A 14,643-nucleotide genomic window follows, 5' to 3' on the forward strand; every position below is an offset into this window, starting at 1 on the left:
CACGATTGAACCCGGCCGCGAGGAATCAGGCTGGAACACAGAGGCAGACTGATCGGTGATCGGACCGAAGACCGTTCGAAGAGGCGTGGACTAATGCAGTCTCAGTTGATGTCCTGCCGGTAGAGGAGTTCGTAGAGGTGCCCGCCCTTGATCAGGACGGAGGCTTCGACGGGGCGGTCGTTGTCGCTGTAGATGATGCGGAGTTGGCGGATGATGGGGGTGTCGCCGGGGAGGTCGAGGGTTTCGATTTCCTCGGTGGTGGGTGGGCGGGTGGAGTTGCGGTCGACGAAACTGCGTTGGGGGTAGCCGAGGTCGGCGAGGACCTGGGGCGCGCCGCCGCGGATCTTGCCGGACCGCGCGAGGGGTGTGCCGGCGGCGATGTCTGCCGGGTAGTAGGAGGCGGACAGTTCGACCGGCTGGTCTTGGTGCAGCAGCAGGCGGCGGCGCAGGATCGCCGGGGCGCCGGGGTCGAGTCGGAGTTCGTGGGCGACGTCGGCGGGCGGGACGGCGTCGATGACGTCGAGCAGGCGGTACTGGAACGCGCCAGGTGAGGGCGGAATGTAGGCGGCGGCGTCGATGACGAAGGGTTGGCGGGCGCGGACGTAGACGCCTTTGCCGACGTGGCTGTCGAGGAATCCCTCGTTTTTCAGCATGGTGAGGGCGCGCTGGATGGTGGCGTTCGCGGCGTCGTATTCGGCGACGAGGCGTGCGGTGGAGGGGAGTTGGGTGCCGGCGGGCAGGTCGCCGGACATGATGCGGGCGCGCAGTTCGGCGGCGATCTGCTGGTGTCGGGGTCTGTCGTCGCGCGCGGCGGGCACGCCGGCTCCTTTGCTGGGATCTAGAGGGTGAGCTGGTAGCGCAGGCGGCGCCCGGCGAGCATGGTCATGATGCTGGCCTCGACGCGGCGGTGGTCCTCGGTGGCGACGGTGCGCGCGAGCAGTTGCAAGCAGGCCGGGTCGTCGAGCTGCAGCGCGTCGCGTTCGTCAGGGGTGGCCAGGCGGGCGTGGACGTCTTCGCTGACGTGATGGGGCGTCAGGCCGAGCCCGATGAGGACGCCGACCGCACCACCTCGGATCTTGCGCGGCTCGGCCAGCGGGGTGCCGTGGGCGATGTCGGCGGGATAGTAGGAATCGGTGAGCTCGACCGGGCGATCATCGAGGAACATCGTCCGCCGCCGCACCACGACCCGCGCTCCCGCGGCGAGCTGCAGCATGGCCGCCACCTCGGGGGGTGGGTCGATCTCGGCGACCTCCCCCAAAGCCTGCGTGCCGCGCCCGCCATGAGCGGCGGCTTCGTTTTTCCACGGGTCCGGTTGCTCGCCGGTGAGGTAGGGCAGGGACACGCTGGTCCAGGTCGTGGCCTCGGACATGGCCGCTCCTCCCCGCGATCACTGGTCATCGCGCCGTTGTGTGCACCTTACCGGTAACGCAGCAAGCTTAGCCTTGATGCCTTACAGATATCACAGTAAGGTTGGTGGTGTTGGGCATCCGCCCGGCGCGGCCCGAGTGTCGCGATCCAGCATCAATCGAGGAGGAATCCGATGGCAGCGATGGCAGATCTGGTCGACCTGGACTTGGAGATCGTGACGGACACCGGCCCGCTGGTGTCGCGGGGCTGCGCGACCGATGACGGGTGTGACCCGACCTGCGCGTCCTCGTGCGTGAGCAACGCGTAGACGAATCCTTCCCGCTGGTGGCCGGGTGATCACGGGCTGCCCGGCCACCAGCCCGGCACGCGAAGGGAGCGCAACGGGTGGGTGCGTCGAGGGAATTGTCGTATCGGCACGACGGTGTGGGGCTTCTGCGTGCGGCGGTCGCGTCGCAGGCCCAGGCGCCCCGGGAATGGCCGGATCCTGACCGGCCAGACTCGGCACGACCATGGTTGGCCTGGGTCGCGCAGCAACCACGGCTGATGGACGCGATGACCCACGCCAGTCCCGGCTTGGCCGCGCGGATCCGCAAGGCCGTCGACGGGAAACCGTTGTCTGGTAAGCAACTTCGTCGGGTGACGCTGGCCACCATGCGGTACGCGCTGCGCGCCACGGGCCGGCACACGCCGTTCGGCCTGTTCGCGGGAACAGCACCCGTGCGCGTCGGATCAGTTGCCGAAGCGTGTGTCGAGGCCCGGCATCGTGTGGTGGCCCGAGTCGATAACCAGTGGCTCGTGGATGTGATCACCCGGCTCGAAGGCTGCCCGGCCCTATTACAGCACCTGCCGGTGATGTTCACCGATCTGGCCACCAAGCGCGGCGCACGGCTGGAGATTCCGCGAGGACTGGCGCGCGTCAGCATCCGGCACACCCCGTTGGTGCACGCGATCCGGGCCGCGGCGGCCACGAGCGTGCGGCTGCGCGATCTGGGGGCCGTGCTCGCTGAGGATTTCCCTGCCGTCGATCCGACACGGATTGATCAGCTGCTGGACACCTTGGTACAGCAAGGGTTTCTGGTCACGACGCTACGGGCGCCGACGACGGTCATCGACCCGCTCGGGCACGTACTGGCCCAGCTCGACGCCATCGACGCCGACTCGATCGCGCCGCAGCTCGTCGGTGACCTGCGCGCGATCGGGAGTCAGCTGGAACGCTGCAATCGGTCCACATCAGACTGGCCGGCCGCCCGCGACGCGCTCACGACACGAATGGAATCGTTGTCGGCGCAAGGCCGGGGCGCCTTGTCGTTGCACGTTGATTTGGACGCCCGGGTCACGATTCCCGCGATCGTCGCGCGGGAGATGGAGCATGCGGCCGATGCCTTGGTGCGCTTGTCGACACAGCCGACCGGCACGGCGGTGTGGCGGGAGTACTACACCGCCTTCTGCGAACGCTACGGCACCGCAACCCTGGTACCCCTGACCGAAGTCGTGGATCCCGTAGCCGGGCTCGGGCTGCCCGCAACCTACCCCGGCAGCCTCCTGCCGGCCCCCGCCACGGCTCGTCGGCCCGGGACGCGGCCTTGCTCGCGCTGGTTTTCGACGCCATCGCCGACGGGTCCGGTGAAATCGTGCTAACCGACGAGACCATCGCTTCACTCCAGGTCGGTGACGCGGGTGTGCGTCGTGTGCCGCCGCACGTCGAACTCGCCGGGCGGATCCACGCCCGCAGCACGGAAGCGTTGCAGTGTGGCGACTTCACGGTGACGGTCGCTCCGGGACGCGGCTGGGGAACCTTCACCGGCCGCTTCACCAACCCCGAGCTTCGTCACCTCTACCAGGACGTTCCGAGCGCGGTCGAGGGCGCGCGACCCGTGCAGCTGTCCTTCCCGCCGTTGTACCCGCACGCCGAGAACATCTGCCGGGTGCCACAACATCTGCCGGATGTCCTTTCCCTGGGCGAACACGGCGCCGATCACCGGCTGGACGATTTGGCTGTCACCGCTACGGGCGATGGCCTGCACTTGGTCAGCGTGTCGCGGCGCGAGGTGCTCGAGCCGCAGGTTTTCCATGCGCTGGCGTTGGATAAGCAGGCACCGCCGCTGGCCCGGTTCCTCGCCCACCTCCCACGTGCGCTCACCGCGGCGTGGCACGAGTTCGACTGGGGACAACCCGCCGGGCAGCTCCCGTTCCTGCCCCGCGTGCGCTACCGCAAGGCCATCCTCAGCCCGGCCCGTTGGCGCCTGACCGCCGCCGACGGCCGAGACCTTCGACAGTGGCGGGACCGCGTCCGCTGTCCTCCGCTGGTCGAACTGCGGGACGCGGACCGCTCGCTGCGCCTCGACCTGTGCGAGGCGGCACATCAAGCCGTGCTGCGCGCGCATCTCGCCCGGCACGGCCACGGCGAGCTCAGCGAAACGGCCCCGGGCCCCGAATCCTGGGGATGGATCGAGGGCCACGCCCACGACATCGTGCTTCCCCTCGCCACCACCCGGCCCCCAGCACCGGCGCCCGTCCTGATGACCGCGCCGGTGATCACCAACGAGCACGGCCAACTCCCCAACCCCGCCACGGCACGCTGGCTCAACGCCCACTTGTTCACCCACGCCGACACCGTCACCGAGCTCATCGCTCACCGCCTCCCCGAACTCCTCGCAGCGATCGATCCGGCACCCGAGGTGTGGTTCGTGCGCTACCGAAGCCCGACCGAGCCCGATCACCTCCGGATCCGGCTGCGCACCCGCGACCCTGGCCACTACCACGCCTGTTTGACCGCGCTCGGCCATTGGGCCGACCGGCTGCGCCACGATCGCCTCGCCTCACGGCTCACCCTCACCACCTACCTGCCCGAAGTCGGCCGCTACGGAACCGGCCCGGCCCTGCACGCCGCTGAAAACGTCTTCGTCGCCGACACAGCGGTGGTCGCCGCCCAGTTCCGCCATGTTTCTCCGTCCACTGTGGATCCGGTCGTGCTGGCCGCGGTGAACATGATCGCTCTCGCCTGCGGATTGCTCGGCAGCCATGACCGCGTGCTCGAATGGTTGCGGACTCGTCGGGTCACGGCGAGCTCGCCGCTCCACCAGGGATTCGCGCGTACCGTCGCGGACTTCACGGCCGATCTGAATCGCCTGCCGGGATGGGCGCACGTCGCCGATGCCTGGCATGAACGCGATGCCGCCCTCGCGCACTACCGGGAGCACCTGAGTTCCCTGCAGGCCGACGCGGTGCTGGAGTCGCTGATGCACATGCACCACAACCGGGCCCAAGGTATCGACCGCGAACGGGAAAGCTCCTGTCGCCGCCTCGCTCGAGCCGCCGCACTGACCTGGCACGCGCGACATCATCAGGCGGTACGCCCATGAGCCCGATCCACGATGACCATTGGCACCAGTCCCTGGCCGTCGGCGCCGTCGGCATCGCCCTGGAGCACACCGCGAAAGCTCGCACCGATCCCGACGGGTGGCTGCGCGCGCACTGCTGGATCCGTGAAATGACCAGGAAACCGATCACCGCCGCGCCCGCCACGGCGACCCTCTTCCTCGGCGCCCCGGCCATCGCCTACACCCTGCACACCACCGGACACCCCGGCTACCTGCCCGCAGTACGCGTACTCGACGACCACATCAGCGCACTCACCCAAGACCGGCTCGCCCGCGCCCATCGCCGAATCGACCAACGACACTTGCCCGAGCCCCGCGAGTTCGATCTGATCAGCGGGCTCACCGGGCTCGGCGCCGGTCTCCTCCAACGAGGCCACACCCGCCTCCTCCGCGACGTACTGACCTACCTCGTGCGGCTGACCCAACCGATGCGCCACCGCGGCGACCTGTTTCCCGGATGGTGGTGCCGGTCCGGGCCACAGGGACAACGAACCGGCCGGTGGCAGGGCGGGCACGGCAACCTCGGCATCGCCCACGGCATCGCCGGCCCCCTGGCTCTGCTGGCACTCGCTCACCGCCGCCACGTCACCGTGCCGGGCCAGATCGCCGCGATCCGCACCATCCTCGACTGGCTCGACGACTGGCGCCGAGACACCGAACACCCGTGGTGGCCCGCCACTCTGACCCGCGCGGAATGGCGCACCGGCACCCTCCGCCAGCACGGCCCGCAACGCCCCTCCTGGTGCTACGGCACACCAGGCCTGGTCCGCGCCCAGCAACTGGCCGCGCTCGCCCTCCACGACCCCGTTCGCCAGCGCCGCGTCGAGCACGTCCTCGCGGACTGCATCCACGACCCTGCCCAACTGTCGCAGCTGCGCGACGCGACGCTGTGCCACGGCTGGGCAGGCCTCATCCACACCACCGCCCGCGTCGCCGCCGACGCCGCGCCCGACAGCCCCCTCACCACTGTGCTGCCCGCCCTCCGGCGACGCTTCGCCACATACCTGCGCCAACACCCATCGCCCTCGGCCCCAGGGCTTTTGGAAGGGCGGGCCGGGATCGCACTCGCCCAGCACAACAACTCGCTCATCACCCGATGGGACGCCTGCTTACTGCTGACCACATGAACCCGTCGCCACTAACCTCACGCCACAACGCACGGAAGGACCCGATGAACACCACCGCCGACCTCACCCCCGACACCGCGCGCGCCCGCATGGTCGATCACGTCCGCCACGCCGGATTCGCCGAAAACCCCGCCGTCGAAGAGGCCCTGCGCACCGTGCCCCGCCACCAGTTCGTGCCCGCGGCCACCATCGCCGACGCCTACGCCAACGCCGCCGTGATCACCAAACGCGCCGCGGACGGCTCCGCCCTCAGCTGCGCCTCCGTGCCCACCGTCGTCGCCATGATGCTCGACCAACTCGACGTCCACCCCGGCCACACCATCCTCGAAATCGGCGCCGGCACCGGCTACAACGCCGCTCTCCTCGCCCACCTGACCGGCCCCACCGGGCACGTCACCAGCATCGACATCGACCCCGACGTCACCGCAGGCGCCCGCCACAACCTCGACACCACCGGAAACACTCACGTCACCGTCCTCACCCGCGACGGCACCCTCGGCGCCCCCGAACACGCGCCCTACGACCGCATCATCGTCACCGTCGGTGCCTTCGACATCCCCAAAACCTGGACCCAGCAAATCGCCCCCGACGGCCGCCTCGTCGTCCCCCTGCGCTGGCGCGGACAAACCCGCAGCCTCGCCCTCACCCACCACGGCAACGAACTACGGTCCGACTCCGCCCGGCTCTGCGGATTCGTCCCCATGATCGGCCACGACACCGAACACTCCACCCACCTCGACCCCGACGGCCACGTCACCCTCCACTGGGACCCCGACCAAACCCTCAACCCCGACACACTCCACGGCGTCCTCGCCACCCCGAAAACCGAAGCATGGTCCGGAATCACCATCACCGGCACCGAATCCTACGACGGGATCTGGCTCCGCCTCACCGGAACCGAACCCGGCACCTGCCGACTCACCACCCACCCCACGACCGTCCACACCGGACTCTGCACGCCAGCCAACCCCTCCCGCACACCAGCCCTCGCCGAACACGACTCCCTCGCCTACCTCACCCACCGCCGCATCAACCACGGACCACAAACAGGACGCTACGAACTCGGCGCCACCGGACACGGAACCCGCGGACCCGCACTCGCACAACGATTAAGTGCTGCCGTCAAGGCGTGGGGCACCACACGGAATGACACCCCGACCATCACCATCTCCCCCAAGACCAACCGCGCCGGGAAACCCCTATCCATCACCAAAAACTGGACCTACCTCACAGTGAACACGGATTGAGTGCGGTCCGCCGCCATGAACTCCTTTCACCGCAAACAAGGCCACAGCTCCGACCACAGGCCGGCTTTGAGCTGCCGGGAAGATTTCGGACAGTGAGTTTTGGTTTCTCAGGCTGCCTGGTGTTGGTTGATCCAGTCGGATTCCACTTCATTCGGTGTGCGGTATCCGAGTGCTGAGTGAAGTCGGATCTGATTGTAGCGTAGTTCGATGTAGCGGGTGATATCGCGTCGGGCATCTTCTCTGGTGGGATACTGCACGCGGTGGACGCGCTCATTCTTCAGGGTTCCGTTGAATGATTCCGCCCAGGCGTTATCGTAGCAAATCCCCGTGCGCCCGGCCGAGCGGCGAATCCGCAGGTTCGCGGCCACTGCCGCGAATTCCGCGGACACATATTGCGCGCCGCGGTCGGCATGGAAGACGGTGATGCCGGCTACCGTACTGACGTTGCGTGCCGCCCGCTGTAGCGCTTCGATGACGAGCGTGGCACGCATATGGTCGGCCATCGTGTATCCGACGACTTTCTTGGAATAACAGTCGAGAACCGTCGCTCAATACAACCAGCCCTCACCGGTACGGATGTATGTGATGTCGCCGATCAGTTTCACGCCAGGCCGGTCGGCGGTGAAGTCACCGCCCACAAGGTCCGGCAGGCCGCCAGCGTCACCAGCGATAGTGGTGACGGGCCGGAACGGGCGTGGCTGGCAGGCCACCAGGTCCAGCTGGCGCATGAGCGAGCGGACGGTCTCCGGGGCCACTCGGGTGCCCCAGCGCGCCAGCTGCGCGTGGATGCGGCGATAACCGTAGGTGCCGTCGGAATACTCGAACGCGAACGTCACCTGCGCTGCGAGAATGTCCCGCCGTGCGGCGGTATCCGACCGTGGCCGCGTCTTCCAATGGTAGTAACCCGACCGGGAGACCTTCGCCCACCGGCACATGGACATGACCGGGTAGTTGCCTTCCTCGGATTCGATGAACGCGTACTTGACGGTCACCGGAACTTCTTCGCGAAGAAGGCCGCGGCGGGTTCAACCGGTCGACGCAACGGTTGCATTGAGTCTATCAGAAGGCGTTTCGTAGCCGAGGGTTTTCCGTGGGCGGGTGTTGAGTTTCCGGGCGATGACGTCGAGGGCGGTCTGGGTGTAGCTGGAGAGGTCGGCTCCTTTGGGGAAGTACTGCCGTAGCAGGCCGTTGGTGTTCTCGTTCGATCCGCGCTGCCATGGGCTTTTCGGGTCGCAGAAGAAGACCTTGACGTTGGTGGCGATGGTGAAACGGTTGTGGTCAGCCATTTCGGTGCCCCGGTCCCAGGTCAGTGAGGTCATCAGCTCGGTGGGGAGGCGTTTGACTTGGCGGGTCAGACAGGTCACCACGCTGGTGGTGTCCTTGCCCGGTACGCGGACCAGGACGACGTAGCGGGAGTGCCGTTCCACGAGCGTGGCGATATGGCTGTTATTCGCGCCCGTGATCAAATCCCCCTCCCACGCACCAGGAATCGCGCGGTCAGCGACCTCGGCGGGACGCTGACGAATGGATACCGCGTCGCGGATCTGACCTCGCTGCTGTCCCGCGGTGCTGGCCTTTTTCGCTCGCCTCATGGTGCGTCGCCGCCGCAGGTGGTGCGCGAGTTCCTTCTTCAGCACACCCCGGGCCTGAATGAAGAGGCTGCGGTAGATGGTCTCGTGCGACACGTACATAGCCTCTCCGGGCGAGTAGCGGCGCGCAAGCCAACCGGCGATCTGCTCCGGAGACCAGTCCTCGGCGAGCTTGCCGGCGACGACATCACGCAACCGCGGGTTGCGCTGCAGCAGACAGGGTTTCGGCCGTCTCGCGGTGCCCCAGGCCCGCTCATCAGCGCGCGCCGCGCGGTAGTGTTCCCGGCCACCGTTGCGGCCCACCTCCCGGCTGATCGTCGACGGCGCCCGCGTCAACCTGGCCGCGATCTGCCGGAACGACTCGTCGCGCGCCAGACCCCGCGAGATTTCCTCCCGCTCTCTCAACGACAGCGTCGTATCGGCCCGTTTCCGTTGCGAGGGAACGAAACCTCCGTTCGCTGCCACGACACCATGAATCGAACCCGGGACCTTGCCCAGCGCCCGCCCGATCTCACTGAGCGACTGCCCCTCCTTCCACCGCCGCCAGACCTCCCGCTTCTGCGCGTCCGACATCCCCGGTCGCCCGATCCTCGCCACCCCTGCAACACCTCCGAAGTGCCTTTCTACCTCAGGTGTTGCACCGACCGGTTGAGACCACCGCCGATTTTCCCAGGAACTCGTTCTCCTGCCCCAACTCACGAACACGCCGCTCCAGCTCTTTCAACCGGGCACGGTCCGAAACCGGCAATTCCTCATCCTCGGCAGGATGAGTCTCACGATACTTCTTCACCCAGTTCCCGAGAGTCTGCTCCAGCACCCCCAACTCGCGCGCCACCTCAGTGGTCGAGCGTGACCGCTCGACCACTTCCTTCGCGGCCACCTCCCGGAACTCCGGCGAATACCGCGAACGTTTCTGCCCCACAATGACTCCCGTCAGTCAACCCCAATTCTACGTTGGGGCCACTGTCCGAGAACCTCCCGGCACCTCAGCTGGATGCCGTACTGGGCGGAGAGTGGTGGCGGGAGATCTATCTGTCATCGACATCTACGTCACCGGCCGTGGCGGATATCGCGCACGGCTATGCCCAGCGAATTCAGGAGCGAACTGGTTGTGCAGCGACTCTCATCCCGGTTCGGGATCGCGCTCACAAGCAGCCGCTGTATTGGCTCGTACACTTCACCCGCCATCCAGATGGCCTTTGGTGGATACGTGACGCCGCGGCGAGGGCCGCCGCAGAGTGGCGCCGATACTGCAGCCCTCCGCCCGACACCGAACAGGACGGCTTGTTCTCTCTCGAGGACCCTTTTCCGGCAGAAGAGGAAGAACGCCAGGCAACCTGGGTCGACATCATCGAGGGTCACGCGCGCGACGTACTTGGTGCACGCGGCCGGATCAGCCTACCCGAGGATGCGTACGAACTGTTCGGCTACGAGACGTTCGGACAGGCATGGGATAAGCATCTGAGGCAAGCGCTGTTCCGACTCTTCCAGGAAGGCATCCTGGAACCCAGGCCATACGCACGAGGCATCGAGAAATACAACGGCATCCGGCCCCAACCGTCGACAGCAGATGCGCCTGATGAACGTTGAGCTGGAAGCTCGTGCCCGGTAACGTGATGGACAAATACTCACTGGTGTGCCAGCGTCACAGACGGTGACATGAGGGGGTTGGAGTGCCCGTCGACGGCCCGGTGCCTTGGGAACGGCCAGACCACACAGCGGCAAAGCACGATATCTACCGCCGCTACCTCGAACGCTGGTTCCCGATCCTGCTAGGCGGCTCCAAGGCCTACAAGTCGGCCACCTACGCCGAAGGCTTTGCCGGCCCCGGCGTTTACGTGGGCGGATATCCCGGTTCTCCGATCATCGCGATCGAGGCACTTCTCAAGCAGGTACCGAATCCCGAGCCTGTCGTGAAGATGATCTTCGTGGACGACGACCCCAGATGTACAAAGATGCTTCGCGAGCAACTGAACAGCAAGTTTCCGACACGCCCGCGCAGCCGGGAGAAGCTGCCGATCAGCATCGAACTCGGGACCTGCGTCGACAAGCTCGAGCCCCAACTCGACGCGATGGATGCCTGGGAACAACCGATTCTCGCTGTACTCGATTCCTGGGGCAACGTCCCGGTCACTTACCGGCTTTTGCAACGCCTCGCCCGTAACCAGTCGTCGGAAGTCATCATCACCCTCGGTACGCAGCACTTCATCCGCTTTGTCTCCAAGATGGGACCGGGCGCGGATGAAGTCTTCGGGGGTGACCCGAACTGGCGCCGGATCGACACTATGGCTACGGGCCAGGCGAAGCGTCAGCACATCCTCACCTGTTACCGGCAAACTCTGTCCAAGGCGGGCTTCAAATACCTGCTCGATTTCGAGCTGGTCGACAGACGTGGCGAGTCCCTTTACCTTGTCTTCGGAACAAACCACCGCCGCGGCCTGGAGAAGATGAAGGACTCGGCGTGGGAGGTCGATCGGGTCTACGGTGTCGGTTTCCGCGACCCTCGCGACGAGCAAGCCGAGACACTGTTCGAGCTGACAGACCCTGCCTTGGCACCGCTAGGCCGGTTGCTACTCGCGCGCCTGAAGAACGAGCCCAAAGCCAGCGTCAGGGTGGAGACCCTGCGTGATTTCGCCTTGTTCGACACGGTTTACCGGCCGGAGCACGTTATCCGCACCCTGAAGGGTTTAAGAGACAACGGGTTGGTCGAGAGTGATCGATCGGGCCTGTATCGCAGTAGTTTTGTACGCCTGGCCCGCTAGCTCTCACTCGCCAGCCATCGCAACTTCTGTCTGACGAACTGGCATTTCGTCATGCGTGCGTCCATCCAGCTCGCGCCCCAGCGACTTAGGCCGGATTCCACCCCACTGCTTGTGGAAGAACGGAACCCCGGCATCGGCACAGGCGTCTCGGACACCACGTACCCATTCGGCATTGCAGGGTCGCGCCCGCGAGCCCGACTCGCCCCCGGTGATGACCCAGCCGATACCCGACAGCGACAGACCCGGCAGAGGAGCAAGCAACGGCTCAGCGGAGATGAACCTGACTGCGGCAGGAACCTCACGCAGATGCTCCACCCGGACCAACTGCGCCTCGTTCTCAACCGAGACACCCATCCACAGGTTGTCCGGCCAGTCCAACTTGTTTGCCAGGCGACGTAACTTCAGCGAGCGCTTCGTAAGCATCTGATACGTATGCTGTGGCGTCTCAGCGATGACTGCGAAAACGTCCCTGATGAACCCAACAGGCACCTTGGCATGGAACAAGTCCGACATCGAATTGACGAACACCAGCCGCGGCTGCCGCCATCGGTACGGAAGCGCCAACGCTTCCCGATGCAACGCGACACCGAATCCCGGACCTGACGTCCTCGGATTGCCGTCCGTTTGATACTTCGCCGCACCCATACCCTTCAAGCGCTTAGCAAGAGCCAGGGCATAACAATTATCGCACCCGTCCGACACCCGGTCGCAACCTGTCGTCGGGTTCCAGGTCGCCTCTGTCCACTCGATCGAACTACGGTCGGCCACGTCCAACCACTCCTCACGCAGATCAGACCCGAACACTAGACGTCACAACACCGACACCCATCAAGCGGCCCCCAAGCATCGGCCGGACCCATATCTGACCCCCTCCAAGGACGCCATTAGAGTAGAACACGCGTTCGACAGAAACAAGATGTCGCAGCTCGGAGTCCTGCAGCCGCAAACCTAAGCACAATGGCCAGACCGCGGGCGGGCCCGCCACGGTGAACCGGACCGCCACCCCGCAGTCGGCGTGCTGCAGCAGCTACGGGGAGGCGCGCAATTCGTACTCCAGCCAGCTCGCGCCGAGCCTGGGCACCAGAACCACCGGAACACGACGGCGATGACATTGGTCAGCTTGCCGCGGGTCAGCACTTCCAGCATCAGCGCCAGGGCCGTTCCGTCAGGTTCCCGCCGTCGTTGCCGCGCGACGTGAAACCACCACTCCCGGCGCCGCCCAGCCGGAGCGCGGTGCAGTCGTGGCTCGCGTCCGGGCCCGGCCTTCCGGACCCGCACGATCACCGCGGCTCCGGCGTCGACATTGACGACGCGCCACTGTGCACAAGAATCGGGAACGCCGGATCTCCGTCTCGTGGTGTCCCGCCTCCTCGCCGGCTACCGGCAAACCCACCCGGGCACGCGGTGGTCGCTGGTCACCTCGCTGCGCGGTGCCATGATCGACGGTCTGCGCGATGGCCAGTTCGACCTGGCCATCTGCGAGGCACAGAACGAGGACGACATCACCAATACACCCCTGATGCGCGAACCACTTCACCTCGCCCTGCCCAGCGGCCACCCGCGCGCCGACAAGGCTCCCATGCGTCCAGCCGACCTGGCCGGAATCCCGTACATCGGCCTGCACCGCAGCATGGGCACTTCAGCCGAAGCGCAACGATTCTTCGCCGCCGGCGAGGCACACCCCGCGCCGGTCGTCGAAGTGAACGACACACACCTGGTCCCGCACCTGGTCTCGACACTGACCGGCTTCGGCATCACCCCCGCGTCCGTCACCCCGGCGGGCGCCCCCGTCGTCACCGTCGACACCGAGCCCGGCCTAACCCGGCAGATTTCCCTCGCCCACCTGACAACCAGGACGTTGCCGCCCGCCACGGATTCATTCGTGGCTTTCCTCACCGAGCGATGGCAAGCAGCGCGTGATGGTCGAAGCGGCACGTCATGAACGCCAAGCTCGCAGGGCGTCGCCAGGTTCGTCACAATGACGATGGGGCTGGTCATCGGGCTCACGTTTTTGTTCGGGCTTTCCCGACGAGCCACCGGACCCAAGGACTGCGGCTCCATGTCCATGCCTTCGATACCTGTCCCACCAGCGCTCGTCGTTGTGGAAGGCGGGTTCCACGTGTCGAGCGCGGCTGGTGTCGCGTCGGGACGGTTCAAGTCGAGTCTTCGGCTGCGCCCGCCCGCCTCCTTGTAACGCTCGATACGGCTGAGCAAACGTCTCGAAGGACGGCGCCCCAAGGCCCCCTTCGTCCAGCGCGGTCAGACGGAGATGCCGAGCAGCTCCGCGGGTTTGCGGCTCGCCATGTGGACGAGGTCCTTTTCCGCGACCTCGCCTTCCGACCACAGGCGTTCGAGGAAGTTCGCGAAGCCGGGGACCGGGTCCGGGATTCCTTTCATGAACCCGTAATCGGTCGCGAGCACGCAGCGTCCGGCGCCCACGGCGTAGATCATCTCGGCGGCCTGCAGGGGTGATTTCGCCGTGGCGCCGGCGACGCCGTCGTGGCAGAGCATGGCGGTGAACTCGATGGTGGCGCCGAGATCGGCGAGTTCCACGCATTGGGCGGCGGTGAGCTTCGGTCCCGCGGCGGGTTCACCGGCGTGGGTCACGAGTACCTTGCCCCGCCGGGCGAACTCGCGGATGACGCCGTAGTGCTCGGCGGCCGAAGTGTGTCCCGTGGCGAGGATCGCGTCGTGCTGGCGGACCAGCTCGAAGATCTGGTGGACGTCGTCAACGGGTTTCCCGGCCTCGTCGATCACCGCGATCCCCGGGCCGGGGTGGCCGGTGATGTTCCCGCCCTCGATGTCGTTCACGCTGTGCAGGGTGGGCAGCCAGACGATCTTCGCCCCCATCCGGAGCGCGGCGTCGACCGCGTCGATGTTCAGGCCACCCGAGATGTAATCGGTGCAGATCCCCGAAAACAGCCTCAGCTCGGGGAAAATCTCGTTCAGCGCGGAGACGAGTGCCGTCGAGGCGAAGCTGTGGGACTTCAGCACCGCTCCGGCCTGACCGCTCGCGATGGCGGCCTTCGCCGATTCGATGGGCGACGTGCCCGTCCGGCAGTCGACCCCGTTCTCGATGGCCTGGCCGCCGAGGTGATCGGGCCGGAAGTGGCAATGCAGGTCGATCGAGTTTTCGATCTGGAATCCAGTCATCTCACACATCTCCGTTG

Annotated in this window: 14 protein-coding genes and 3 pseudogenes; 8 read left to right on the forward strand and 9 right to left on the reverse strand. The window is 66.4% G+C overall.

Going from position 1 to position 14,643, the window contains the following annotated elements; genetic code table 11:
• Nucleotides 1–101: 101 nt before the first annotated feature.
• Nucleotides 102–818, reverse strand: a complete 717-nt coding sequence (locus FPZ12_RS09415) for a GntR family transcriptional regulator (protein WP_150980249.1) — start codon at nucleotides 816–818, stop codon at nucleotides 102–104.
• Nucleotides 819–838: 20 nt separating this feature from the next.
• Nucleotides 839–1,369 (reverse strand): UTRA domain-containing protein, encoded by a 531-nt coding sequence (locus tag FPZ12_RS09420; RefSeq protein ID WP_144757033.1) that lies wholly within the window; start codon nucleotides 1,367–1,369, stop codon nucleotides 839–841.
• Between the two features lie 171 nt (nucleotides 1,370–1,540).
• Between FPZ12_RS09420 and FPZ12_RS09425 the strand changes: the two genes are divergently transcribed.
• From FPZ12_RS09425 to fxlM, 5 genes and pseudogenes are all read left to right on the forward strand, one after another.
• The gene (locus FPZ12_RS09425; protein ID WP_166462659.1) at nucleotides 1,541–1,675 is read left to right on the forward strand and encodes an FxLD family lanthipeptide; all 135 of its coding nucleotides are present in this window, start codon (nucleotides 1,541–1,543) and stop codon (nucleotides 1,673–1,675) included.
• A 245-nt stretch (nucleotides 1,676–1,920) separates the two neighbouring features.
• Nucleotides 1,921–3,683, forward strand: a pseudogene (locus tag FPZ12_RS46335) (lantibiotic dehydratase family protein); the annotation flags it as partial.
• A gap of 204 nt (nucleotides 3,684–3,887) precedes the next feature.
• Entirely contained in the window at nucleotides 3,888–4,730 is an 843-nt protein-coding gene (locus FPZ12_RS46340) for a thiopeptide-type bacteriocin biosynthesis protein (RefSeq protein ID WP_243769772.1), read from the forward strand.
• On the forward strand, nucleotides 4,727–5,875 hold the full coding sequence (locus FPZ12_RS09435; RefSeq protein WP_144757031.1) for a lanthionine synthetase C family protein: 1,149 nt from the start codon (nucleotides 4,727–4,729) through the stop codon (nucleotides 5,873–5,875). Before FPZ12_RS46340 ends, FPZ12_RS09435 begins: the two co-directional genes overlap by 4 nt.
• Nucleotides 5,876–5,919: 44 nt before the next feature.
• Nucleotides 5,920–7,122, forward strand: coding sequence for a methyltransferase, FxLD system (fxlM, locus tag FPZ12_RS09440; RefSeq protein WP_208025810.1), 1,203 nt, complete (start codon nucleotides 5,920–5,922; stop codon nucleotides 7,120–7,122).
• A 107-nt stretch (nucleotides 7,123–7,229) separates the two neighbouring features.
• On the opposite strand, the pseudogene FPZ12_RS09445 reads toward fxlM, so the two are convergent.
• From FPZ12_RS09445 to FPZ12_RS09460, 4 genes and pseudogenes are all read right to left on the reverse strand, one after another.
• Nucleotides 7,230–7,658 (reverse strand): annotated as a pseudogene (locus FPZ12_RS09445) (integrase core domain-containing protein); the annotation flags it as partial.
• Nucleotides 7,659–7,670: 12 nt separating this feature from the next.
• Nucleotides 7,671–8,114 (reverse strand): IS3 family transposase, encoded by a 444-nt coding sequence (locus tag FPZ12_RS09450; protein WP_144757027.1) that lies wholly within the window; start codon nucleotides 8,112–8,114, stop codon nucleotides 7,671–7,673.
• Between the two features lie 33 nt (nucleotides 8,115–8,147).
• Entirely contained in the window at nucleotides 8,148–9,308 is a 1,161-nt protein-coding gene (locus tag FPZ12_RS09455) for an IS30 family transposase (protein WP_424923585.1), read from the reverse strand.
• A gap of 31 nt (nucleotides 9,309–9,339) precedes the next feature.
• Entirely contained in the window at nucleotides 9,340–9,633 is a 294-nt protein-coding gene (locus FPZ12_RS09460) for a transposase (RefSeq protein ID WP_166462660.1), read from the reverse strand.
• A 137-nt stretch (nucleotides 9,634–9,770) separates the two neighbouring features.
• On the opposite strand from FPZ12_RS09460, the gene FPZ12_RS09465 reads away from it, so the two are divergent.
• Together FPZ12_RS09465 and tcmP are read left to right on the forward strand one after the other, a co-directional pair.
• Nucleotides 9,771–10,301 carry a hypothetical protein gene (locus FPZ12_RS09465; protein WP_144757021.1) on the forward strand — a complete coding sequence of 177 codons (531 nt, stop codon included), beginning with the start codon at nucleotides 9,771–9,773 and terminating at the stop codon, nucleotides 10,299–10,301.
• Between the two features lie 83 nt (nucleotides 10,302–10,384).
• A complete protein-coding gene (gene tcmP, locus FPZ12_RS09470; protein ID WP_144757019.1) occupies nucleotides 10,385–11,473 on the forward strand; it encodes a three-Cys-motif partner protein TcmP in 1,089 nt (362 codons plus the stop codon).
• A gap of 3 nt (nucleotides 11,474–11,476) precedes the next feature.
• On the opposite strand, the gene FPZ12_RS09475 is transcribed toward tcmP, so the two are convergent.
• Together FPZ12_RS09475 and FPZ12_RS47070 are read right to left on the reverse strand one after the other, a co-directional pair.
• On the reverse strand, nucleotides 11,477–12,241 hold the full coding sequence (locus FPZ12_RS09475; RefSeq protein ID WP_144757017.1) for a DUF5131 family protein: 765 nt from the start codon (nucleotides 12,239–12,241) through the stop codon (nucleotides 11,477–11,479).
• Nucleotides 12,242–12,556: 315 nt separating this feature from the next.
• A pseudogene (locus tag FPZ12_RS47070) lies at nucleotides 12,557–12,860 on the reverse strand (YigZ family protein); the annotation flags it as partial.
• Here FPZ12_RS47070 and FPZ12_RS09480 point away from each other — a divergent pair.
• Nucleotides 12,831–13,415 carry a LysR substrate-binding domain-containing protein gene (locus FPZ12_RS09480; protein WP_166462661.1) on the forward strand — a complete coding sequence of 195 codons (585 nt, stop codon included), beginning with the start codon at nucleotides 12,831–12,833 and terminating at the stop codon, nucleotides 13,413–13,415. The pseudogene FPZ12_RS47070 and the gene FPZ12_RS09480 overlap by 30 nt on opposite strands.
• Before the next feature lie 317 nt (nucleotides 13,416–13,732).
• Here the strand turns inward: FPZ12_RS09480 and FPZ12_RS09485 are convergent, their stop codons facing one another.
• Complete coding sequence (locus FPZ12_RS09485; protein ID WP_144757013.1) at nucleotides 13,733–14,626, reverse strand: DUF6282 family protein; 894 nt, start codon at nucleotides 14,624–14,626, stop codon at nucleotides 13,733–13,735.
• Between the last annotated feature and the right edge of the window lie 17 nt (nucleotides 14,627–14,643).

It is taken from the genome of Amycolatopsis acidicola (assembly GCF_007713735.2).
Classification (GTDB): Bacteria; Actinomycetota; Actinomycetes; order Mycobacteriales; family Pseudonocardiaceae; genus Amycolatopsis_E; species Amycolatopsis_E acidicola.